Source organism: Alcaligenes sp. EGD-AK7 (genome assembly GCF_000465875.3).
Lineage (GTDB): Bacteria > Pseudomonadota > Gammaproteobacteria > Burkholderiales > Burkholderiaceae_B > Alcaligenes > Alcaligenes phenolicus.
On the sequence record NZ_AVOG02000001.1, the window covers coordinates 1038447 to 1059110 of the forward strand.

Genomic DNA, 20664 nt, shown 5'->3' on the forward strand with positions numbered 1-20664 from the left:
TGACACCCATAAAAAAAACCGCCTATAGCGGTCATCCAATACATCGCAATCGTTAACGGAGGCGATCAGCCGCCGGTTCACCACCAAATGAAATCTCTGCTTCCTCAGGTTGACAGTTCTGAACACTAGCCCACCGCAACTGGCAACTACGGACAAAACCAGGACAACGATCTAAAGCAGGGTCCTGCACTGGCTGATCATTCTTATCAAACATGGCTGAACCTGTGTAACCACAATAAGGCCCACGATAGCCACCGATACGCGTCCAAGAGCAATACGTCATAATTTGGCGTCCTGGCAATCGCTGCCCCTGGAAATCCAACGGGCTGGATAACTCAAACTCTACCGCTTCGGCATTACTGGCAGACCTCTGCTCAATCAGCCACACCTCAAGAGGAAAAGACTGCGCAGGATCTGCCCCAGGATTACCCTCCGGGAAATTAGCCTCATCAAGATATTTCACTAAGGTACGATGCCGAATAAATCGTGTACCAACTAAATCCCCATACATCCGGCACAAGGCGGAAATCACCCCTGGCACAGGCTTGCCCTGAGCATCCACACCAATGTTTCCCACCTGCACTTTAGGAGTCGCTTGGCGCCCTTCACCTGCGCGTTTAAATCCTGTCGCTTGAATAGCCCATGGCTCATACCTTTTTCCTTGCCACCAAATCGGTGTATCTTGCGAATAGCCATGAAAACGAAACGTGCCAGCACCAATTTCTTCAGCATCAAGCTCAAACAACTCCACGATGGCACCAGGCTCCAACTTTTGTAGATCTGCAGTAATCGTCATGGTTGAAACCCCTTCTCAAAAGTTGCGGACAGTCGCCAAACATCGGCGCCTTGATGCTCCTGCGAATAGGCACCACAAGTGGTAACAATCGCCGTGCTCTGCCCAGGTGGGGTCCAAAGAAAAGAGCACCATCCAGCATGTTCATCCAAAAACTCTGTGATCTCATCAATACGCTGCTGTCGCCCCAAAAACACCAAAGACCACTTGGCGTCTTTGGAGTTCATCCCTTTGCCCACCCGTTGTACATAACCATCACCCAGCTTGGCTGACAAAACCTGGAACTCAACCTCTTGCACCATATTTTGCTGTTCCGCCGCCCAAGTAAATGTATTCATCATGCATACCCTTGTTGTTGATTCCACAGTAAGCCGCCTTGCCGCATTTCACTGGCCAGCACTTTCTGAACTTGCCCGGCAATCAATTCACCTAGTTGCCTGGCATCTACCTGACTGCCACCACTAGTCTGCATTTGGGCTGAACCATTACTAGAAATATTCACCTCGACATTAATTGGAGCTGACTGTGCGCCCCCTGCAGAAGTCTTGTTAGCTCTTTGAAGATAAGAAGTGAGATCATTATTTTGTCTAGAACTAAGCACCCGCTCACCTTTATCCAGCAACCAGGTGCCCTCACGCGGTATCTGGTCAAGACCGTCATGAGCCATCCCGCTCAAAGAAGTAGCCGCAATCATAGCGACCGAGGCGTAGCCCATCCCGCGAATCCACGGCGCTATTGCCAGTCCCTTTCCACCTGGAATCGCCATAGCCTGGGTGTAAGCGACTTCTGTATTAATAATTGCTTGGGCAATGCTAGCGGCCTTATTGGCATAAAAAAGAACCTTATAAGCTGTCGATCCCTCTTGCCCCAACGCTTTCAGCATTTGCATAGCATCACTAGTCACAGTAGAAAAACTAGATAATGTCGCTGACCGCCATGCTTCAGATAGAATCGACTGCTGCTCGTTGTAACGCGTATTTATTTCCAAAATAGCTGCAGCATGTTCCTCCTCCATACCTTCCAAGGTCTCAAAGTACGCAGCCTTTTCTGCCAACTCTTTTGCCCGCCACTCATCCAGTGCAGCCTCACCTCGTGTGACATTCAATAACTCTCCAATCCCCCCTCCCAATGTACTGGTAGGCTCATTGAACTGAGGTGCTACAGAGATGCTGCTTTGCACCAGCTTTTGTATTGCATTGGAATATTCATCGGCAGACAATCCCGCCTCATTCAAAACACGGACTCTATTTTTAAAAGTATCCGTACTGCGCTCTTCCTCTGTGCTCAACTCCAACATAAGCGACTTATATGCGTCCTGGGCTACTTTTGCCTGCTCAAAAGCCTCTTTAGTTTCGAACAACGCATTTGCGAGCCCCATCTCCTTCTCTGAGGCTCCTGAAAGTCGCAGCTGATAGTTAAACATCTCACGCTCAGACATCCCGAGCACTGCTACCTGATCCTGCAACCCCTGAACTAACGGATTCACTCCCTTCTTTTGCTGACTTCCCATATCAGCCCCAGCAGCGTTGCGAGCAGCCTCTTCCGCACGCTCAACAGCTTCTAACATCTCGATCTTCTCAAGGGCTCGCTTGTGCTCTTCATCACTCATTTTCCCAAGCAGACCCTTTTCCAGATCATATCGAAGCAATGCAGCATTACTAGCTTTACCAGTGAGTGCAATCTGACGATCTATCTGGGATTCAAACTTAACAAAGTCCTCCGATGCTTGTTCCACACCAGCACTGATAGGAGCACTGAGCAACTCTGTAATCTTTTCAGACTTTAATCGCAAGCCCTCCGCCCGCGTCATCGCTACTTCGTATGTCTCAAAAAGATCCCTACTCTGGCGACTCAACTGCTCATATAAAGGCGAACTCTTATCTGGCATCGCATGCATCTGCGAGCCCAAACTCTGAAGCTGAATCTTGTAAAAAGCTATGTCCTTCCCTAAACCAACCAGTTCTTCTCCGATTTTCCACTTGGTATTCTCAAGTGCAGCCCTTCCCATTTTATTGAGTGACACACTAAGCAAATCGACCGAGCCACGGAAACTATTTGCACTTTTCTCTGCAGTATTTGCATTATTACTAAAGAGCAAAAACGACCCAGCTGCGAGTGCTGCTGTAACACCAAGCCCTACCGGCCCCCCCAACACGCCCAGCAATGCTCTACCAGTACTTACACTGGTTGATTGCACGGCTACCAAGCGCTTTGTGGCGGCCTCGTCCGCCAGCTTTGCTGTTGCCACCTGCGCATGGGTCGTAGTCAACCCAAGATTCGCTTGTGCGCTTGCCAAAGCCGCAGCCGCAGCTTGTGCTTCCGCTCTGGCAGCGGCAAGCGTAGCAGCAGCCTTGGTATGGCTCGCTACAGTGGCACTCACAGAGGCCGCAACAGCACCAATAGTCCGTGACGTATAGACACCCAAGGCCCCCAAGGCTACAGTCCCCAGAACATCTGCAAACGACTCAAAATTCTGAGAAATGAAGTTGATTCCCGAAGCCAACAATGTCGTTGCTTGTAAGGAGTTATTCGTATTGCCTACGTACTCGCTAAATGCCGAGTTCAAGTTTGTCAGCGCGCCACTGACTGTCTTGGGCATCAACTCCAGTTGCTGCAAGGCAGGGATATAAGAAGATGCCAAACCTTGAGCCAACATCTGGGCAGACATCTGCCCACTCCTGCCCAACTGATCAATCTCTGCCGTCGTTTTCCCTGTGCTGTCGGCCATATGGGAAATCAGGGAATCAACAGTACCAGTAATCTGCGCCCAGTCACTGGCATTAACTGCACCGGTACGAAACGAATTGGCAAACGCCTCCATGGCGACTGCGCCGCTATCTGCACTAGCCCCATTCGTTGCCAACAGTCCAGAAAAAGCCCCTACTGCATCCATGCTTTGATCAAAACCAAGACCGATCTCCCGCAAAGCCGGGGAAAGTGCGATGAATGCTTCACGTGTTTCATAAATAGGGCGGGATGTCGCCTGAGCAAGCTGCGCCACTCGTGCCTGGGCCTGGTCGTACTCGCCCAAAGACTGCGTCGCAACCGCCATACGCTCGGCATAGCTATCCCACTGCTCGGCCATCTCAATCAAATCCATGGCCAAAAAACTACTTAAGGCAGACTTCAACACTCGGTCCATCACAGCGGCTGAGGCAGCACTTGAGAGGGTCGCATGACTGACGCCTGCCATACTGCCATTGACTCGATCCGACATGGCCGCAACACGAATGCCAGCCGCCTCCATTGCATTTAGGGCAAGCGTCAGATCTTTGGCACCTTGCTCCGCCGACCGAGTATCGAGCGTAATAGTCAATCGAGACTCTTGCGCCATTCAAATTCTCCAGATAAAAAAAACCCTGCCAAAGCAGGGAAAACCGCACATAGACGCTGATTCAAATCTCAGGCCCTGAACCCTATCAAAACAATTGGGCCAGCCAGGTAAACGTGCAACCCCAGCTGGCCCACCTCCTGCTCCCACCACCAGACAATCAACTGCGTTCCAAGCGATCAAGCTCAAACACAGCCATATCCAACTCTTGCCGGGGCAGTGGGGTTCCGTATGCCTGGACCACGGCGCTTATGTTCTCGGTAGAAAGGGGCAATGGCACCGCACCGCCCATTCCGACAATCACACTTCGACAACGGTCTGCAGCACAATAAACACGGATGACATGATCCGTAATTGGATCACTGGGAGGTTCATCCGGGATCTGAGCACCGAGAGTCGAATGAATCAGCTTGCGCTTTTCATTTTGCCCGGCCCACTCTTTTTCCCACTGGAACCGGGCGAGGACTTTTCCACGGTTTCCTGGGCCTCCTTCTTCGCATTGGCCGCAACATGGGCCGCTGTCGCAATCACCCAGACAAAAAGGTCTGTGTTCTCTGACAACAACTTGGTCGCATTCTCGGGCGAATAAGGAATGACATTGCCCGCTTCATCAAGGACCTCACCCTTCCAGTCCTTGACGATATACGTGCTCAACAACTGGCACTGAACATCATGCTCGCGGACATCGTTACTTGAAACACGAATAGCCGCCAGTGAATGCCCTGCATCTTCCCGTGCAATCAAGCGGCGAGCTCGCTCCAAGGCTATTTGATAAGCCTCGGTATCAAGCGCCGCAATCTTGAAAGACACGTCCTCGTCATAATCCTCCCACCGCTCCTGACTCAGCACCGATTCCAGTCGATTAATCTTCAAAGCCATGTCATCACTCCTTAAGGTGCAGGCGCAGCAACAGGGCTACGAGTCAGCACGGGAGTTTGCTTGGCCACGGTGAAGTTCAGCTCCACTTTCAGAATGTCGCCCTTGGCACCGTTAGGCAAATCACCATCGACCTCAATGGCAGGCAGATCGATCTCGTACTTGTTGCCCAGAGAGTCGGTGATCGGGAAGGAAATGGCGATCGGGGTGCGTTTGAACTGGTTCTTCCACAGCTCCCAGGCCTTCTGAGACCAAGCCAGGGTCACCGTGCCGGTGATGGCTGCTGCGGTCTCAATCAGGGCGCCGGGGCCCAAGCGCTCGGCACCAAAGCAGCGTTGGGTCTGCAACTGGTTGTCGATGTTCAGGGTCAGGCCCGATACGCAAGCCTGGCCAGCCAGGGACACACCATTGGCTTTCACATCACCCACGCTGATCGAGGACATGAACGGGGTTTGGCTGGGCTCGGCCGGATCGGTGGCAAAGGGAGTTTCCTTGTCTTCGTAATCCAGGCAAGACATGGTGAAGGTCACGGTGGCTTTGCCTTCTTCAGGCACTTCCAGGGCAAAGGTGCTGACATGTGCACCTTTGAACAGCGCGTAGACATCCACATCGCGATAGGCCTTAGCCAGGCTGAAGGTACTGCGGGTCTCGCCCACGCTCAGCTTGTTCTCTTTCCACTCGCCGTAGAAGGCAGCGGCCAGCAGCTCGTCAAAGGTGCCGTAGGACAGTTCACCCGTGATGTCGCCACCAATATCAATGCTGGTCACGATTGAACCCTGACCAATACGCGAATCGGTGATTTCTTCGGACTCCTCCTTGTTCAGAGTCGGAGTCAGTGTGTTGCCGGTGACGCGCAGCGTCTGCCAGCCCGAACCAGGGGTCACACCGGGAACGGTTTCTTTAACCAGGTAGCTAGTAACTTTAGCGCCAGAACTCATAATGCATCTCTCCTGTATGCAGGCAAAAAAAACCGACGCGAGGTCGGCACAAAAAAACAGGTAAAAAATTAACCGGCCCGAAACGGGACGGTCAGGTTGATCTGGTAGAACTCTTCGCGTTGAGGCCGTTTTTGCGGGTCATCCGCTGCCACGTCGACCTGGCTCAGGCCCAGGCATTCCAACGCTCCTTCAGACCAGAAGGAAAAGTGTTCATCCAGGGCATCGCTCAGGCGATCCAGCTCCTGACGGCCCTGACCCAAACGATCAAAGCACTCGATCAGAATCTCGCCCGATTTGCGGGTGTAGGGTTTCGCACCCATGCCCGAGATTTCCGAGTCGGTATTCTTGATCAGCAGACGGCACCAGACGCCTGTATCCGGCGGAGTAAAGGCCGCGTGCGCATTGGGATACTCGATGCGCTCCTGAGCAATCCCGGTCAATGCCACCATGTGATCAATAATGGCTTTACTGATCTGTTCAAAGTTCATCTTGTGTAGTTCTCCTGAACGGTCCTGGCCATCTGCTTGATGGCCAATCGATGACTGTGCGTAGGTTGTTGTGACCAGACAATAAAAAACCCCGCAGCAATTTCTTGCTCGGGGTTGTTTCGTTTGTATTGGACGCAACTTTGCACGCCCATTATTGCAATTAGCCTTGCAGATTCATAGCGGCCCATGTTGCAGACTGCAACGCCAGGCATAAAAGGCAGAGGTTTCACCCTCTTTGATCTTGTCCACCTGGCCTGAATCCTGCAATTGCACCAGCACACGCTTGACCCCTTCACGCATGGCGTTGCGTTGGGCTGTAGACAGCTCCATGCCTTTGCTGACGTGCCGCACAATCTGGATCATGCGGAACTCTCGTCCCGGATAGGCCGCTAACAGGTCTATGACTTCGGCTGCATACTTCACCGCAAAATCTCCTTCTCGACTGTGATTCTGAAATCCATCAAATGGCGGCGGTAGTCCTCATCCCGAAGGACCGCGCCCGTAACCTTCTTGATCCACAAACGAGCTGTGGCCTGGCGCTCGCTGGCGGTCAGATGGCCGTACTGAGCATTCTTGCGTGGGTACTCGGCCTGGATGACCATGGCTTGGTAATGCGGCAGGCGCTGGTAGAGGGCGTCAACCGCCAAAGCGTGGTCTTGATGTATGGGCCTGAAGTCCTCTTGCCACGGAACGTAGCGTTCCATATTGCCCACGGTCTGCCCGGACCAGCACCAACGGGCCCAGTTCCAGAGCAAGTCGTCACCACTCAGGCCCTGCTTTTTTTCTGCTTTGATTGTCATGTGGGTTCCTCCTTCAAGCCCAATGAACGGTGATACCGTGCATCCGGGTCAGCAAAATTCGTTTGATGCTTTGGAGCAGGCTTTCTGGATCGCCGCTTAACTGCACAATGCGATCGCCGCTGCTGTTGTCCGTGTAGGCAAAATCCGCGATATAGCAAATCCTGCCGGCAGGTATCAGGTGGCTGAAAAGCCGTGGCACCAGACTCCAGGATGGCTGCTGTACCAAATGCCTGATCTGGCCGCTCCGCTGCAAAGCCAGCAGTTCGCTGTAGCGATGGGCAGTTGCTCCGGTGATCGCCTGATGCACCTCTTGATGAAGTCGTGTTGTCAGATCCATGGCTGGTTCACTCCTTGCCCAAGGCTGCTTTGGCCATCTTCAGCACAGCCAAGGAACACGCTTCCGGGCGGGCCAAGATCCGATTCGCCCAGACTCGCGGGTCCTTGTTGGTGTCGCCCGAAATCACCTGAGCCAGGTCGCGCACGCGTCGTTGCCCTTCCCGGCGCCCTTGCTCCCAGTCTTGCGGGGAGGTCAGGGCCAATCGAGGCGGCGGGATTTCTGCCCACTGTCCTTTGGCCAGTTGATCTCCCAGCACTTTGTGCCAGCGTTGTTCCAGCTGCGTGTAGGCCTGATTCAGCATGTCAAACTGCCCAATGCTGATTGCTGCGTGATAGATAGCCGGGTGTGACCACTCGCCCATTTCTCCTCGCACTCGTGCCTGCATGCCACGCACGGCCTGGAAAAAGGCGGTTTCTGGTTCCAGTTGAGGGCGGCACGCACGCAAGAACTCCGGCAAGCTGGGGGGCCAATCAAACATGCGACGGCAATTCTTGATGCCTAGTGCCACGTCATTGGGCGAGACGCCTTCCTCGTCAAAAGCTTCGGCCCAGGCCTGTTTCCAATCTTCAATGGCTTGCTTGTCCCGAAAGTTGGAGCGGAACTTGTTCGGATAAATGCCATTGAGCCGGTTGTACAAATGGTCCATCAGGCTGATGCCTTCCAGCTTGGTATGACGCAGCAGCCAGGGGTTGGAAAAATCAGATATCGATGACATCGTCTATCTCCTCGCGTTGCCGATGACGGTTCACATAAGCCAGGGGATCAAAGCCCGACGCCTGACCTGCACGGGGCTCGTTGCGTCCTTCCAGCCAGCTGGCCTTGCCCCCGCGCCAGCCACGCAACATGCACTCGGCCAGAAAGTCGTCCACGCTGTAGCCCATTTCCAAAGCACGGTGGGCTTCGGTGCCCAGACGGTTCAGGGCGGTTTGCGTCAAGGGCGCTTTGATCTCGCGACGATGGCGCAGATAATCTGCGATCACTTCGGCACGGGGTTCAGCAGGCCAGGCAGAGAACTCCAGCGCCGGAGCCTTGCGACCTGCTTTTGTTTTTTCTGTATCTGTATCTCCTTCTTTATCTGTCTCTTTATCTAGCGCGTTACCCGGCCGTTTCGGTAACGTTACGGACGCGTTACTGCCCTCGTTACCGTCTTGTTCCTGTTTTTTTCTGGCCCGAAAACGCGCCACCCGCTCCGCGCTGCTGTCGGATTTCATCTGGCGTTTGTCCCACGCCAGAGGCTGCAAAGTTTCCTGGTCGATCAGGCCCACTTCGCTTAAGCGGCGCACCACATCGTCTAAGGTACGCAGGTCCAGGCCCAGCTTGACGGCCACCTTGCGCAGCATCAGCGTGTCTTCGCTGTCTAGCACGCCCTGCCCCTTAAGGCAGAGCAAGGCCACGTAATGCCATCTGTCCTCGAAAGCCAGCAGACGCAATTTCTCGTCGTCCACCATCTCGGTATAGGCGCGAAACCACGGCATATTGCTCATAGGCACGCTCCTGACTGTGTGAGCCATCGACAAGCAAACTCGTGTCGATGGTTGTGAATACGTGTTTTCATGGCACCCCCGCCTGAAAAACCGCACGCCTCTGATGTATTTGCAAAAATATGACGCGCAGCAGGATCCCTGGCCCAAACAGGCCACGAACATCCGATTGATAGGCAATGCCCCAAGGGCACAAGAACTGCGTCACCCCATGACACAGTCAAACTGTCAGGCATGGCTTGCAAGCCAAACCCGTCGTAAATGCTTAGATATTTCTAGAACTTTCTTTGGGTGCTGGGGCCGGCACCACCGGGTTCATGTGATGGAAGACCAGTTGCCAGACGCGCGGTATGACACCCGCCTTCTCCCATTGAGATATGCGGCCTTTGCTCAAGCCCGTGATACGCAATACGGCTCGGCGACCGCCCATTTCTTCGATGATGTGTTTAGCGTTCATGCATTGAGTATAGATAGTTCTAAACGTAAAGAAAAGAAATATCTAAACCCATGTTTAGTTTTTTCTTGTTTTAATGTCGAGTATGGATATTTACTCGATTCGCCGCAGAAACCTGCAACGCCTGATTGAAGACCGCGCTCACGGCAACGCGGCTGACTTTGCGCGCTCTATTGGGCGCACACGGGCGCAACTGGCCCAGTACCTGTCATCCTCCTACAACGGTGGGCGCAGCATTGGCGAACGAGTGGCGCGAGCCATAGAAAAAGAAGTGGGTCTGGAAGCGCATAGCCTGGATCAGCAAGGCTATGGTTTTGGGGCCAAGCACGGTTTTGACTCCAACGTGCAAGACGCCATGATGGGCGAGCGGCGTATCCCCCTGCTGAACTATGTGCAGGCAGGTGTGTTTCGGGATCCCGGTCAGAACTTCACGTTTGAAGAAGTGGAATATCTGCTGACAGACCTGTGTCTGTCCGAGCGTTCCTTTGCCTTGCAGATCAAGGGCGATTCCATGTTGCCGGACTTCAAGGAAGGCGACCGGATTATTGTGGATTGCGAGCTCACGCCCCGCCCCGGTGATTATGTGGTCGCCAAAAACAGCGAAGAAGAAGCCACCTTCAAGAAATACCGGCTCTTGTGCATAGATGAAGGTGGGCAAGAAATCTTTGAGCTGGTGCCGCTGAACGAAGACTATCCTTCCATTCGCAGCGACCAGCATGCTATTGAAATCATTGGCACCATGGTGGAGCACCGGAAATACTATCGGCGTTCGTAAAAAGCTGGCAGCGCAGGCTGCCATGCATGATACGGCTTAACGCTTTTTCATTTCCTGATCGACCTTTTCCATCCAGACCTGATCACAAGGGACGGGCTGTGCTGAGCGCCGACCATACAAACGGATATGCACCACGTTGCACCACTCCTGCGAGCCATAGTCAGGGCCATGCCCTTGCCCATCGGAGACAGCCAATTGGCGATCCACCTTTTCCAGCCAGGCTTCACTGCCGACTTTCTCGGTGGGCGCCGTAGTTTGGCAAGCGGCTAACAATAAAGCGGGGGCAAGCATCAAGATTCGCATGGCAATACCTGAAAAGAAGAGGCGAAACGTCCTTTATAGCAGAGTGCAAGAGGGTGGGTTGGGCGAGAATAAGCTCACTGCATGCGCCTGGCTCCTTCCTCCATCAAAGGCTTTAACCCGTACAGTAATCTGTACAAGTCATTCTATTTCCATTAGACTTGTACAGTGAATTGGACAAGTGAGGTTGCCATGAAAATCATCTCGTTTTCAGAAGCGCGCAACAGCTTGAAAGCTGTACTGGATAGCGTAGTCGATGACGCCAGCACCACCATCATCACGCGTCGTGATGCGGAAGACGCTGTAGTCATGTCACTCGATTACTACAACAGCTTGATGGAAACCGTCCATTTGCTGCGCTCCCCCGCTAATGCGGAACACCTGAGCCGCTCTATCGAACAATATCGTGCTGGCAAAGCCATGCCACGCGAGCTGAGCGATGACTGACCGTTTGTTATGCTGGACTGACGCTGCCTGGATTGACTATGTGTATTGGCAAGGCCAGGACCGCAAGACATTGAAGCGTATCAACAGACTGATAGAGGAAGTACGACGTGCGCCATTCGATGGCATAGGCAAACCTGAAGCGCTTAAAGAAAATCTGTCCGGCTTTTGGTCAAGACGCATTGATGACACGAATCGCCTGGTCTATGCCGTAGACAAGGCAAGCATCACCATCATTTCTTGTCGTTATCATTATTAATCAACCGGACTCCACTAAAGCATCCAAAACCAGTCTGAATTCTGGTGCCCCCCCAGTGAATCGAACACAGCCCCCTACAATCCGAAGTGACTAATTCGTCCCTGGCATGTGAGACAAGAATGAAATGGCTGTTCCTATGCCTGATCATGGCATTGCTACCTCTGCACACTCAAGCAAGAAATACACCCTGCTCAGGCAAAAAAGGCGGCATTTCGCACTGCGAGGGGGAAGTCTTTGTATGCCGTGATGGTTCAGCCAGCGGCAGCAAGCGGTCGTGTCCTGCATACACCGGCACTGCAGGACAAAGTTCGCAGTCCAGGCCACAGGCGCTGCGATCCAGCAGCGCCTGCCCCTGCTCCAGTGGAACCTATTGCACCGGCCCTCGTGGAGGGCGCTATTGCGAAACCAGCACAGGCAGCAAACGCTATCAGCGCAAATAAGGGGGCAGCCTGCGGTACTTGCTTAGCAATTGCCCTTTTTAGCCTGGCCAGGTGGACAGTGACGCTGCCCATATCCACCGTAACCATCCGGATCCACGATCACCGATCCCCGGGGGGTATGGACGGCACAGGCGGAAAGAACAGCTGTCATGGTCAAAGCTAAAATAAGTGTTTTCATCATTATTCTCTGGGTTTTAGACGCGCTCATTGTGCGCCAAGGATACACAACAAGGTGCTACCAATCGCGAGCAAATACAGTTGGCCCTCCAGATGCTTGAATCTCTTGCTCTAGCCGTGGCTACGCTAGGCACAAACACAGACTTTATGTAATAATTGCGGACTTGTTGCCCCTCTAGCTCATGCTTGGTTAGAGCAGCGGACTCATAATCCGTTGGTGCCGTGTTCGACTCACGGGGGGGGCACCACCCATTTCAAGCTGCACCTGTATTTCAAAGTCGCACAATCTGCGGCTTTTATTCATTCAGGGATAACCGAAGCTCTGCCTCGAAACCCGTTCGCCTGGTTTAACCACGACGGAAGGTTCTGGCGTGGTCATCACGTTCAGAGGAAAGAGAGCATGGATCCCCGCGTATTCTTGTTTGCCTTGGCCACTTTCGTCACGGGCACAGCAGAAAACATCATTGTTGGGCTAGTACTGGATGTGGCTTCGGACCTGCGCGTCTCAGTGGCCCTGGCCGGATAGTTAACGGCAGTTTTCTCCCTCAGTTTTGCCTTGATGGCGCCATGCGTCCCTTTATTGGGACATCGGCTGCGCCCTCGCCCCCTGTACTTGAGTGCCTTGGCACTATTCGTCTTCGGCAATGTCCTGGCCGCCCTCAGCCCTTCCTTTACGCTGTTATTTTTGGCAAGAGTGATGATGGCTTGTGCCAGCGCGGTAGTCTGTGTGCTGGCAACAACACTGGCAACAGAATTGGTCCCACCTTCCCTGCAAGGACGTGCCATTGGTCTGATTTTCATGGGGATCAGCGGGTCGCTGGTGTTGGGGGTTTCAGGCGGGAATGTTAACTGGCCAATGGGGCGGCTGGCGGATCGCCTGCCAGCCCCGCTAGCCTTGAACCTTGTAGCCGCACTTTATCTTGGCAGCCTGGTTTCCTTGCCCTTTTTACTGAACCACCTGCCTTGGCTAGGCAGCTTCATGGTGCTGATCTGGTTTGCATCAACGGGATGATTTCCCCGGTCGTACAAAGCTTTTTGATCCATACCGACAGTGAATCCGCACAGGCTGGCATCAGCCTGAACTTCTCGGCCATGCATATGGGTGTAGGAGCCGGAACTGAGGCGATGGTTGAGCACAAATGCAGCGAACATCGCTTATCGTGCCCATCAAGGCCTTCCATAAACTGTAAATACGCCCACAACAATTGTTAAAGTTTGTTTTATACAGGAACCCTTCGCCGCCTAGTCATTAAAATCGCTTCTCTTTATATAAGTAGAAGGGGAAGTTCATGACTTTTCGTATGGGTGCATTGGCCGCTATGCTGGCCGTCGCTGGCCTGACTGCAGGCTGCCAGACAATGGATGTGGGTGGCATGGTCGGTGCCGGCAGCAAGGCTGTCCAAGCGTTCAATTTGTCCGATCAGGAAGTGATTGCTCTGTCGGATCAGTCCTGCAAGCAGATGGATGCTGAAAACAAAGTGGCCAGCCCCAACAGCAAGTACAACAAGCGCCTGCAACGTGTCGTCAAGCCATTGGCGAAACAGTTGAACGGTCAAACACCGAACTTCAAGGTTTACCAGACTCAGGAAGTGAACGCCTGGGCCATGGCTAACGGTTGTATCCGTGTGTATGCCGGTCTGATGGACAAGATGAACGACGACGAACTGCGCGGCGTGATCGGTCACGAAATGGGCCACGTTGAACTGGGCCACAGCAAGAAAGCCATGCAAACCGCCTACGGCCTGTCCGCTGCTCGTGACGCTGCTGCCGCCACCGGTAACGGTGTGGTTGCTCAGTTGAACTCCAGCCAATTGGGCGAGCTGTCCGAAGCCTTCCTGAACGCTCAGTTCTCGCAATCGCAAGAATCCGACGCTGACGACTACTCCTTTGACCTGCTGACCGAGCGCAAGCTCAAGACCCAGGGTCTGGTTTCTGCCTTTGAAAAACTGGCAGCTCTGGACGGCGGCGAAAGCAGCGTGATGAGCTCGCACCCCGGCTCCAAAGAACGCGCCCAGCGTATGCAACAGCGCATCGACGCGGCTAAATAAGCCCCTTCGACGCAGCGAATCGCATGCCGCTAACCCGTCCGCTTTTGCGGGCGGGTTTTTTTATGGGGACACTAGGGATCACAAGTCAGGATGCAGCACAGCATCGGACCGCCGCTACCAAACGCTGGATGCTCGGCCTGGAACTTTTTATCCATACGATGAACCAATCAGACATTACCAACACCCGTACTCCCTCGAACGCCCCCGCCTGACAAGCGATCCAGCTACAGCAAAACCTGGTCTGTAAATCCTTACTTTTCGTCGCGGTGGCGCCATAAACCAGTACCTGCTTTCAGGTATGCTTGTGCCATTCTTTGGTCTTGGCAGTTACGCTCTTGAAAAAGTCTTCCTCTTCAAAAAATTCCTGTCCCTGCGGCAATCCCAAAACCTACGAAGTTTGTTGCGGCCCTTGGCACCAAGGCCCGCAGTACTTGCAAGCCCCCGATGCGGCTACCCTGATGCGCTCGCGGTACAGCGCTTTTGTGCGCGACGATCTGGACTATCTGCTGGCCACCTGGCATAGCTCCACCCGCCCTCATTCGCTGGAACCCAATCCGGAAGGTTTGCAATGGTTGGGCCTGGATGTGCGACGTCATGAACGTGTTTCCGACACGGAAGCGATTGTGGAATTTGTCGCTCGCAACCGTCTGAATGGCCGGGCGAACCGTCTGCATGAAGTCAGCCGTTTTGTCCTTGAACAAGGCCAATGGTTTTACGTGGACGGGGATTTCTCATGAGCCAAAGCAACGACTTTGTACAAGCTGAACAGGTCCATGGCTCCAGCCTGCCCATGGCTTTGCTGCTGGAAGCCGATCCCAGCACGAGTCTGATTGAAAGCTACAAAGACACACCGTACGCCTGGTGTATCAAAGATCAGGAACACATCGTGGCGGCTGCTATTTTGCAGCGCAGGAACGCCCAGGATTGGGAGCTGATGAACATCGCCGTTCAGCCCTCGCACCAGGGTCATGGATTGGGTGCCAAGCTGCTGTCTGCCCTGATTAGCTATGTACGCGAACAAGGTGGGCAAACCTTATATGTGGCCACCGGCACCATTGGCTACCCCCTGTTTTTCTACCAGCGCGCCGGCTTTCGAGTGATAGCGGTAGAGCCCGATTATTTCCTGCACCATTACGACGAGGCCCTGTTTGAGGACGGTTTGCAGCACAAGGACCGCCTGATTCTGAGCCTTGCCCTGAACTAAAAGACTGCAATGATGCTGTCCCTTCCTTCTGGTTGATATGCTGAGCACCCTAAGCAATTTTGCAGAACAGGCCACAGCCCTGATCAGCGCCAACCCACAATGGGTGGCCCCCGCTGTTTTCGCTTTGTGCCTGGTCGAGTCCCTGCCCTTTTTGGCCCTGATCATACCGGGTACAGCCATCCTTTTATCCGTCGGTGCCCTGGTCGGCGCCGGGGAAATGAGCTTGCTGCCGATCTGGCTGTCCGTGACACTGGGCGCCGGCCTGGGCAATGCCATCTCGTTTTTTCTGGGCCAGCGTTACGGCGGCAATCTGTTCCACTTCGAGTGGGCCCGCAAGCGCTTGCATCTGTATGCAAAAGCGCAGGCTTTTTTTGCACGCTGGGGATGGTTTAGTATTGTGGCCTGCCGCTTTGTTGGTCCCTTGCGCTCAACTGTCCCCTTGATTGCGGGCACCTGTGCCATGTCGCCTCTGAGTTTTCATATCTCATCCTGGGCCTCGGCCGCCTTGTGGGCCAGTGTCTTGCTGCTACCTGGCTGGTTCAGTTTCCAACCCTGATTTTCAATGACCCCTGTAAGCCTCGCCTACCTGCATTTATTCATCGCGATTCTCTTCGAGATCATCGCCACCAGCTTGCTGCAGCGCTCCGAACAGTTCACGCGCCTGATGCCCAGCGCCTTCACGATCATGTTCTACGCGGGTGCGTTCTACTTTCTGTCACTCAGTCTGCGCGTCATGCCGGTTGGGGTGGCCTATGCCATCTGGAGTGGAGTGGGCATTGTGCTGATTTCCTTGATTGGCTGGGTGGTCTTCAAGCAGAAGCTGGATTTGGCCGCTATGATTGGCATCGGTTTTATTGTGGTGGGTGTGCTGATTGTGAATCTGTTCTCCAAATCTGTCGGCCACTGATTTTAGTGAATAAATATGATTGCCTTGATTCAACGGGTACGTCAGGCCCAGGTCGATATTGAAAACCAGACTGTCGCAAAAATTGGCGCAGGCATGGCCGTTCTGGTCTGTGCCGAGCACGGTGACACCCGCGAGCAAGCCACACGCTTGCTGGATAAATTGCTGGCCCTGCGCATTTTCTCGGACGAGCAAGGCAAGATGAACCTGAACTTGCAGCAAGCCGGTGGTCAGCTATTACTGGTTAGCCAGTTCACCCTGGCGGCCGATACGCGCAAGGGCAATCGCCCAGGATTCAGCCGCGCTGCGCCTCCTGCAATCAGCCAGCCCTTGTTTGACGAGCTGGTAGCCATGGCCCGCACCCGGCTGCCTGATACCCAGTGCGGCGTGTTTGGTGCCGATATGCAATTGAGCCTGACCAACGATGGGCCAGTCACGATTCCCATACATATTGCGCCCGACGCAGACCCAAGCTGACGATTGCCTTAAAGAGGCTCCATCCCTATAATTGCGCAGGGTGTTTTGCTGGCATGGTGCAGCAAGGCAGGTTAATTACATACGCAAGGTCGGGCCGCCTTGTGGAGATTTGCCGACCATGTCCCACCCTTCTTCCGGTGCGCCTTTGCCACGCGCCCATGTTCTGACCCGCCAGTTGCAAGCCCAATTGCAACGCCTCCTGCATATCGAGGCCCTGGGCGGTGTGGTCTTGTTGATGGCTGCCGCCATAGCCCTGATCTGGGCCAACTCTTCATTTGCCGATAGCTATTCTGCCCTGTGGCACACCCAAGTGACCTTGGAGCTGGGCTCCTGGCGTTTCTCGCAAGATCTGCATTTTTGGGTCAACGATATTCTGATGACCTTGTTCTTCCTGGTTGTCGGGATGGAGATCCGCCGCGAGATCCATGACGGTGCCCTGTCCGACTGGCGCTCGGCCATGCTGCCTATCTGTGCTGCCCTGTCCGCCATTACTCTGCCGGCGCTGATCTACGCCGCCATGAATCCCGACCCGAAGGTGCTGATGGGTTGGGCCATTCCGACTGCCACCGATATTGCCTTCGCAGTGGGTGTGCTGGCCTTGCTGGGCCGCTCCCTGCCCCCCAGCTTGCGGGTGTTTTTGCTGGCGCTGGCCATTATTGATGACCTGGTCGCCATCCTGATCATTGCCTTCTTCTACTCGGGTGGCCTGGACTATAGCGCCTTCCTGATTGCAGCCGTTGGTATTGTGGCCGTCCTGGGTCTGCAAAAAATGGGCATAGGCTCGGCCTGGGCCTATGTCGTTCCCGGTGCGATCCTGTGGTTTGGCTTGTTGAAGACAGGTGCTCACCCCACACTGGCCGGTGTGGTTCTGGGCATGATGAGCCCTGTGCGCGCCCTGCCCTTGCCTCGCAAGGCCCGTCACCTGAATCTGGAACTGGCCACCAAACTGGAAAGCCAGCATGACACCCACGAAGTCATGCACACGCTGCAGAAAATGCAGCTGGCTCAACGCGAGATTCTGCCTCCGGTCCAGCGTATTCCTGCACTGCTGCACCCCTGGGTAGCGTTCATCATCATGCCGGTGTTTGCGCTGGCCAATGCCGGGGTCAGCCTGAATGGTCTGGACCTGAATGCCGCCGGTGCACAAAGCGCCCTGTTTGGTGTGGCGATTGCCCTGATTGTGGGCAAGCCCCTGGGCGTCTTGCTGGGCACCTGGTTGCCCGTACGCTTGGGGCTATGTACCCTGCCTGCCGGCATGGATTGGGCCGGCGTCACCCTGATTGGTTTGCTGGCCGGTATTGGCTTTACCATGTCCATCTTTGTGGCCAACCTGGCCTTTGCCGAGCCCGTTTTGCTGGATGCTGCCAAGCTGGGCGTTCTGTGCGGCTCTTTGGCGTCCGCCGTTCTGGGCTTGGCGTGGGGCCTGATTGTGCGTCGTCGCTATCAGCAGTCTGCCAGCCAGGCAGCTTATAGCCAGGCATAAACAGCCAGACATCAAACAAACAGGCCCACGCTAGCGTGGGCCTGTTTGTTTTAAGGGCTGATCAATTAATCAATGGTCAGCACGCGTTCGTTCAGGATACGGCGGCAATCCATTTCAAACTCCAGATCCTTGACGGGAGGACGGGCCAGGTGCCAGCCCAAGCCATGGTTGATCGCACCGCGTTGAGCCAGTTCAGTAGCCATGAAAGGATGCAGATTGTGCACCGTGTACGCATGGGTGGCCGTCGTGTCAGCCCATTCATGGCCCAACACTTCCAGACGACGCTCCATTTCACCCAGAACCCATTGCGCCTTCTGCAACAGCCCTTCAGGCGACACGTCCTGGTAGGCCACAATGCTCTCTATGTAGTCGTCGGGCGTTTCGGGGACTTCGCAGCTGCCTGCGATCACAAAGGTGGCTTCTTCAATATCGGTTTCCACCGTGTAGCTGAAAGCGTAAAAACTGGGCTCGGCAGGTGCGCCTACCAGCGGCGACACGTTGCTGCGGGCGACCGGATTATGCTTGCCTTTGACCAGGCCCCACTCTTTCAGCGTTTCCAGATACAGCTCATTGAACTTGTTGAAGTCGCTGTCGCTAACTGGCTCGGGCGAGCGCAGCTCGCAGGCGCACAAGGCTGTCAAGGGACGCTCTTCTGCTTCCAGCACGGCCTGAATCAAGTCAAAACCTTCTTTCAATGGCACGGGGGCAGAAAACACGACCCGGCAGATCTCGTAACCGGGCTGAGCGGCCACCCCGCCCGAAAAGCGGTTCACGCCGGTCGGAATGAAGCGGTAGTTGCCTTTGTCAAAATTAATCGCATTGCTCATGGTTGTTCCTGATCGTGTAGTGGGCCTTGGCCCGCCGGGGTCGAGTCGCCGTTATGCGGCAAAGCGGGCACTATAGCACCCTCTTAACCGTCTCAAGTTCGGTGCAGGGGCACAAGCCTCACCTTAACAGCACAAATCATTTTTTTGCGCATCATTGCAATCGCTTTGACTTCCAGCGCAGACCTCCCTACGATGGCGATATTCTTCATCACGCTGAGTTTCAGCTTGGTAGTGCACTGAGCGGTTCTATGGGTAAATCATGGATCGATTCACAGACATACTTAGACCACAGCATCAGCAATTTCCCAGACAAAATGCAGCGGCCTGGCGTTTCCTGCGCCCGGCTTGGGAAGCACGTATCCGCAAAGAACGCTATCCTAGCGAGTTTCGTGCGAACTGAGCCGGTTCGCTTTACGGTCTGTTGGCCCGGTGCCAACGTCCTGAACTCAAGACCCTGTACCTGCACGCCCACTGGAGTATTGCATGTCCACGCATCCATCAACTGAGCTACTTGGCCCTCAAACCCCGATTGCCGATATTGTTCTGGCCCTGAATCAGCTGGAGCAAGGCCCCGCGCTGCTCGCTGCCCAGGAGCTGGACAACGAACGCCTGCAAGCCTTGCTGGAAGTGCCGGAGTTGCGTTGGGCCAGTGCGCTCTTGATGGAGCTGACACGTCCCGAACGCCTGCCAGTGCTGGAGCAACTGGCCGAAGACCGAATGGCCGACTTGCTGCAAGACCTGGACCATGAAGACCAGGAGCAGATTCTTGGCCGCCTGACCCAGCGCACCCGCACCTCCATCATGCGTCTGATGCACTATCCGGCAGACACAGCCGGCGGCATCATGACTACCGAGTTTCTGCAAGTGCCCATGAGCTGGAATGTGGCACAAACCTTGCAGCACATTCGGGAAGTGGAAAGTACCCGCGAAACGGTCTATGCCATCTATGTGGTCAACGACAAGCAACAACTGCAATTTGTGGTGCCTTTGCGCAAGCTGGTGTGCGCCGACCCGCAGGCGGCCCTGACCGAGTTGTGGAGTGGCGACAGCCCCATTGCCGTGCAGGCCCTGACGGACAAGGAGGCCGTGGCCCAACTGATACGCCGCCACGACTTTCTGGCCATTCCAGTGGTGGACGAGGCCAATGCCATCATCGGCATTGTGACGGTAGACGACGTGATCGACGCCCTGATGGACGAGGCCGCCGAAGACATGAACCGCTTCGGGGGTGCCGAACATATTGGCAAACCCTATCTGCAAGCGGGCTTTAGCACCATGATTCGCAAACGGGGAGGCTGGCTGGCCATTCTGTTCCTGGGTGAAATGCTGACCGCCAGTGCCATGCAGTACTACGAAATACAGCTGGAAAAGGCCGTGGTCCTGGCCATGTTCATTCCCTTGATCATGAGCTCCGGCGGTAACTCCGGCTCGCAGGCCACTTCCTTGCTGATTCGCGGTCTGGCCCTGGGTGAAGTCCGGGTGCGCGACTGGTGGCGAGTACTGCTGCGCGAATTGCCGGTGGGTCTGGTGCTGGGCACCATGTTGGGGGCGATCGGCTTTATTCGTATCGAAATCTGGCAACACCTGGGCCTGTACGACTATGGCGAGCACTCCTTGCTGATTGCCTTCACCATCTGGCTGGCTCTGGTGGGCATTGTGACGTTCGGTTCCTGTATTGGCTCCATGCTGCCCTTCATCTTGCAGCGCGTCGGTTTTGACCCGGCCAGTGCCTCGGCTCCCCTGGTGGCCACGCTGGTGGACGTGCTCGGTTTGGTGATTTACTTCTCCGTGGCCGCGATGTTGCTGACAGGAACCTTGCTCTAGCCAT

26 protein-coding genes, 1 tRNA gene and 1 pseudogene are annotated in these 20664 nt (G+C 54.7%); 15 read left to right on the plus strand and 13 right to left on the minus strand.

Going from position 1 to position 20664, the window contains the following annotated elements; translation table 11 throughout:
* Window positions 1-52: 52 nt before the first annotated feature.
* The 11 genes from N879_RS19965 to N879_RS04950 form a co-directional block, all read right to left on the minus strand.
* Window positions 53-796, minus strand: coding sequence for a phage minor tail protein L (locus N879_RS19965; RefSeq protein ID WP_009459891.1), 744 nt, complete (start codon window positions 794-796; stop codon window positions 53-55).
* Window positions 793-1134, minus strand: a complete 342-nt coding sequence (locus N879_RS04905; RefSeq protein ID WP_022983190.1) for a phage tail protein — start codon at window positions 1132-1134, stop codon at window positions 793-795. Before N879_RS04905 ends, N879_RS19965 begins: the two co-directional genes overlap by 4 nt.
* Window positions 1131-4127, minus strand: coding sequence for a tape measure protein (locus N879_RS04910; protein WP_021446764.1), 2997 nt, complete (start codon window positions 4125-4127; stop codon window positions 1131-1133). The genes N879_RS04905 and N879_RS04910 overlap by 4 nt, the downstream gene beginning before the upstream one ends.
* A gap of 402 nt (window positions 4128-4529) precedes the next feature.
* Window positions 4530-5003 carry a hypothetical protein gene (locus tag N879_RS04915; RefSeq protein ID WP_009459896.1) on the minus strand — a complete coding sequence of 158 codons (474 nt, stop codon included), beginning with the start codon at window positions 5001-5003 and terminating at the stop codon, window positions 4530-4532.
* An 11-nt stretch (window positions 5004-5014) separates the two neighbouring features.
* Window positions 5015-5938, minus strand: coding sequence for a phage tail tube protein (locus N879_RS04920; protein WP_021446765.1), 924 nt, complete (start codon window positions 5936-5938; stop codon window positions 5015-5017).
* A gap of 68 nt (window positions 5939-6006) precedes the next feature.
* The gene (locus N879_RS04925; protein WP_009459902.1) at window positions 6007-6426 is read right to left on the minus strand and encodes a phage tail terminator-like protein; all 420 of its coding nucleotides are present in this window, start codon (window positions 6424-6426) and stop codon (window positions 6007-6009) included.
* A gap of 174 nt (window positions 6427-6600) precedes the next feature.
* The gene (locus N879_RS04930) at window positions 6601-6849 is read right to left on the minus strand and encodes a hypothetical protein (RefSeq protein ID WP_009459904.1); all 249 of its coding nucleotides are present in this window, start codon (window positions 6847-6849) and stop codon (window positions 6601-6603) included.
* Window positions 6846-7226 carry a hypothetical protein gene (locus N879_RS04935; protein WP_021446766.1) on the minus strand — a complete coding sequence of 127 codons (381 nt, stop codon included), beginning with the start codon at window positions 7224-7226 and terminating at the stop codon, window positions 6846-6848. Before N879_RS04935 ends, N879_RS04930 begins: the two co-directional genes overlap by 4 nt.
* 13 nt (window positions 7227-7239) lie before the next feature.
* Window positions 7240-7563 (minus strand): hypothetical protein, encoded by a 324-nt coding sequence (locus N879_RS04940; protein ID WP_009459906.1) that lies wholly within the window; start codon window positions 7561-7563, stop codon window positions 7240-7242.
* Window positions 7564-7570: 7 nt separating this feature from the next.
* Window positions 7571-8278, minus strand: coding sequence for a replication protein P (locus tag N879_RS04945; RefSeq protein WP_009459907.1), 708 nt, complete (start codon window positions 8276-8278; stop codon window positions 7571-7573).
* Window positions 8262-9047, minus strand: coding sequence for a hypothetical protein (locus tag N879_RS04950; RefSeq protein ID WP_021446767.1), 786 nt, complete (start codon window positions 9045-9047; stop codon window positions 8262-8264). The genes N879_RS04945 and N879_RS04950 overlap by 17 nt, the downstream gene beginning before the upstream one ends.
* Window positions 9048-9108: 61 nt before the next feature.
* On the opposite strand from N879_RS04950, the gene N879_RS20555 reads away from it, so the two are divergent.
* Window positions 9109-9630: a hypothetical protein gene (locus N879_RS20555; protein WP_128831656.1), complete on the plus strand. Its 522-nt coding sequence runs from the start codon at window positions 9109-9111 to the stop codon at window positions 9628-9630.
* Window positions 9584-10273: a LexA family protein gene (locus tag N879_RS19975; protein ID WP_009459439.1), complete on the plus strand. Its 690-nt coding sequence runs from the start codon at window positions 9584-9586 to the stop codon at window positions 10271-10273. Before N879_RS20555 ends, N879_RS19975 begins: the two co-directional genes overlap by 47 nt.
* A gap of 36 nt (window positions 10274-10309) precedes the next feature.
* On the opposite strand, the gene N879_RS04960 is transcribed toward N879_RS19975, so the two are convergent.
* Window positions 10310-10576 carry a hypothetical protein gene (locus N879_RS04960; protein WP_009459441.1) on the minus strand — a complete coding sequence of 89 codons (267 nt, stop codon included), beginning with the start codon at window positions 10574-10576 and terminating at the stop codon, window positions 10310-10312.
* A 189-nt stretch (window positions 10577-10765) separates the two neighbouring features.
* Between N879_RS04960 and N879_RS04965 the strand changes: the two genes are divergently transcribed.
* The 12 genes and pseudogenes from N879_RS04965 to nhaA all read left to right on the plus strand — a co-directional run bounded on the left by N879_RS04965 (window position 10766) and on the right by nhaA (window position 18009).
* Entirely contained in the window at window positions 10766-11020 is a 255-nt protein-coding gene (locus N879_RS04965) for a type II toxin-antitoxin system Phd/YefM family antitoxin (protein ID WP_009459443.1), read from the plus strand.
* Complete coding sequence (locus N879_RS04970) at window positions 11013-11276, plus strand: Txe/YoeB family addiction module toxin (protein ID WP_009459444.1); 264 nt, start codon at window positions 11013-11015, stop codon at window positions 11274-11276. Before N879_RS04965 ends, N879_RS04970 begins: the two co-directional genes overlap by 8 nt.
* A 786-nt stretch (window positions 11277-12062) precedes the next feature.
* Window positions 12063-12141 (plus strand) — tRNA-Ile (locus N879_RS04975).
* Window positions 12142-12293: 152 nt separating this feature from the next.
* Window positions 12294-12419, plus strand: coding sequence for a major facilitator superfamily transporter (locus tag N879_RS20855; protein WP_009459451.1), 126 nt, complete (start codon window positions 12294-12296; stop codon window positions 12417-12419).
* Window positions 12420-12431: 12 nt separating this feature from the next.
* Window positions 12432-12905, plus strand: a pseudogene (locus tag N879_RS04980) (MFS transporter); the annotation flags it as partial.
* 277 nt (window positions 12906-13182) lie between these two features.
* Window positions 13183-13941: a M48 family metallopeptidase gene (locus N879_RS04985; protein ID WP_009459460.1), complete on the plus strand. Its 759-nt coding sequence runs from the start codon at window positions 13183-13185 to the stop codon at window positions 13939-13941.
* 335 nt (window positions 13942-14276) lie between these two features.
* Window positions 14277-14678, plus strand: a complete 402-nt coding sequence (locus N879_RS04990) for a YchJ family protein (RefSeq protein WP_009459461.1) — start codon at window positions 14277-14279, stop codon at window positions 14676-14678.
* The gene (locus tag N879_RS04995) at window positions 14675-15145 is read left to right on the plus strand and encodes a GNAT family N-acetyltransferase (RefSeq protein ID WP_009459462.1); all 471 of its coding nucleotides are present in this window, start codon (window positions 14675-14677) and stop codon (window positions 15143-15145) included. Before N879_RS04990 ends, N879_RS04995 begins: the two co-directional genes overlap by 4 nt.
* Before the next feature lie 37 nt (window positions 15146-15182).
* Window positions 15183-15701, plus strand: coding sequence for a DedA family protein (locus N879_RS05000; RefSeq protein ID WP_009459463.1), 519 nt, complete (start codon window positions 15183-15185; stop codon window positions 15699-15701).
* A 6-nt stretch (window positions 15702-15707) separates the two neighbouring features.
* Window positions 15708-16052: a DMT family transporter gene (locus tag N879_RS05005; RefSeq protein WP_009459464.1), complete on the plus strand. Its 345-nt coding sequence runs from the start codon at window positions 15708-15710 to the stop codon at window positions 16050-16052.
* 15 nt (window positions 16053-16067) lie between these two features.
* Window positions 16068-16526 carry a D-aminoacyl-tRNA deacylase gene (gene dtd / locus N879_RS05010; RefSeq protein WP_009459465.1) on the plus strand — a complete coding sequence of 153 codons (459 nt, stop codon included), beginning with the start codon at window positions 16068-16070 and terminating at the stop codon, window positions 16524-16526.
* A gap of 118 nt (window positions 16527-16644) precedes the next feature.
* The gene (nhaA, locus tag N879_RS05015) at window positions 16645-18009 is read left to right on the plus strand and encodes a Na+/H+ antiporter NhaA (RefSeq protein WP_021446771.1); all 1365 of its coding nucleotides are present in this window, start codon (window positions 16645-16647) and stop codon (window positions 18007-18009) included.
* Between the two features lie 65 nt (window positions 18010-18074).
* Here the strand turns inward: nhaA and cnbZ are convergent, their stop codons facing one another.
* Entirely contained in the window at window positions 18075-18836 is a 762-nt protein-coding gene (gene cnbZ / locus N879_RS05020; RefSeq protein ID WP_009459468.1) for a 2-amino-5-chloromuconate deaminase CnbZ, read from the minus strand.
* Window positions 18837-19319: 483 nt separating this feature from the next.
* On the opposite strand from cnbZ, the gene mgtE reads away from it, so the two are divergent.
* Complete coding sequence (mgtE, locus tag N879_RS05025) at window positions 19320-20660, plus strand: magnesium transporter (RefSeq protein ID WP_021446772.1); 1341 nt, start codon at window positions 19320-19322, stop codon at window positions 20658-20660.
* Window positions 20661-20664 lie beyond the last annotated feature (4 nt).

What these genes read in the sequence shown, in the direction of transcription:
- N879_RS20855 (WP_009459451.1), top strand. Translation starts at nt 12,294, where the DNA reads ATGGATCCCCGCGTATTCTTGTTTGCCTTGGCCACTTTCGTCACGGGC.
- N879_RS04905 (WP_022983190.1), bottom strand. Translation starts at nt 1,134, where the DNA reads ATGATGAATACATTTACTTGGGCGGCGGAACAGCAAAATATGGTGCAA.
- N879_RS04950 (WP_021446767.1), bottom strand. Translation starts at nt 9,047, where the DNA reads ATGAGCAATATGCCGTGGTTTCGCGCCTATACCGAGATGGTGGACGAC.
- N879_RS04970 (WP_009459444.1), top strand. Translation starts at nt 11,013, where the DNA reads ATGACTGACCGTTTGTTATGCTGGACTGACGCTGCCTGGATTGACTAT.
- N879_RS04965 (WP_009459443.1), top strand. Translation starts at nt 10,766, where the DNA reads ATGAAAATCATCTCGTTTTCAGAAGCGCGCAACAGCTTGAAAGCTGTA.
- N879_RS04945 (WP_009459907.1), bottom strand. Translation starts at nt 8,278, where the DNA reads ATGTCATCGATATCTGATTTTTCCAACCCCTGGCTGCTGCGTCATACC.
- N879_RS04910 (WP_021446764.1), bottom strand. Translation starts at nt 4,127, where the DNA reads ATGGCGCAAGAGTCTCGATTGACTATTACGCTCGATACTCGGTCGGCG.
- cnbZ (WP_009459468.1), bottom strand. Translation starts at nt 18,836, where the DNA reads ATGAGCAATGCGATTAATTTTGACAAAGGCAACTACCGCTTCATTCCG.
- N879_RS04935 (WP_021446766.1), bottom strand. Translation starts at nt 7,226, where the DNA reads ATGACAATCAAAGCAGAAAAAAAGCAGGGCCTGAGTGGTGACGACTTG.
- nhaA (WP_021446771.1), top strand. Translation starts at nt 16,645, where the DNA reads ATGTCCCACCCTTCTTCCGGTGCGCCTTTGCCACGCGCCCATGTTCTG.
- N879_RS04995 (WP_009459462.1), top strand. Translation starts at nt 14,675, where the DNA reads ATGAGCCAAAGCAACGACTTTGTACAAGCTGAACAGGTCCATGGCTCC.
- N879_RS19975 (WP_009459439.1), top strand. Translation starts at nt 9,584, where the DNA reads ATGGATATTTACTCGATTCGCCGCAGAAACCTGCAACGCCTGATTGAA.
- N879_RS04985 (WP_009459460.1), top strand. Translation starts at nt 13,183, where the DNA reads ATGACTTTTCGTATGGGTGCATTGGCCGCTATGCTGGCCGTCGCTGGC.
- N879_RS05000 (WP_009459463.1), top strand. Translation starts at nt 15,183, where the DNA reads ATGCTGAGCACCCTAAGCAATTTTGCAGAACAGGCCACAGCCCTGATC.
- N879_RS04915 (WP_009459896.1), bottom strand. Translation starts at nt 5,003, where the DNA reads ATGGCTTTGAAGATTAATCGACTGGAATCGGTGCTGAGTCAGGAGCGG.
- N879_RS04920 (WP_021446765.1), bottom strand. Translation starts at nt 5,938, where the DNA reads ATGAGTTCTGGCGCTAAAGTTACTAGCTACCTGGTTAAAGAAACCGTT.
- N879_RS04940 (WP_009459906.1), bottom strand. Translation starts at nt 7,563, where the DNA reads ATGGATCTGACAACACGACTTCATCAAGAGGTGCATCAGGCGATCACC.
- N879_RS04925 (WP_009459902.1), bottom strand. Translation starts at nt 6,426, where the DNA reads ATGAACTTTGAACAGATCAGTAAAGCCATTATTGATCACATGGTGGCA.
- dtd (WP_009459465.1), top strand. Translation starts at nt 16,068, where the DNA reads ATGATTGCCTTGATTCAACGGGTACGTCAGGCCCAGGTCGATATTGAA.
- mgtE (WP_021446772.1), top strand. Translation starts at nt 19,320, where the DNA reads ATGTCCACGCATCCATCAACTGAGCTACTTGGCCCTCAAACCCCGATT.
- N879_RS04960 (WP_009459441.1), bottom strand. Translation starts at nt 10,576, where the DNA reads ATGCGAATCTTGATGCTTGCCCCCGCTTTATTGTTAGCCGCTTGCCAA.
- N879_RS19965 (WP_009459891.1), bottom strand. Translation starts at nt 796, where the DNA reads ATGACGATTACTGCAGATCTACAAAAGTTGGAGCCTGGTGCCATCGTG.
- N879_RS05005 (WP_009459464.1), top strand. Translation starts at nt 15,708, where the DNA reads ATGACCCCTGTAAGCCTCGCCTACCTGCATTTATTCATCGCGATTCTC.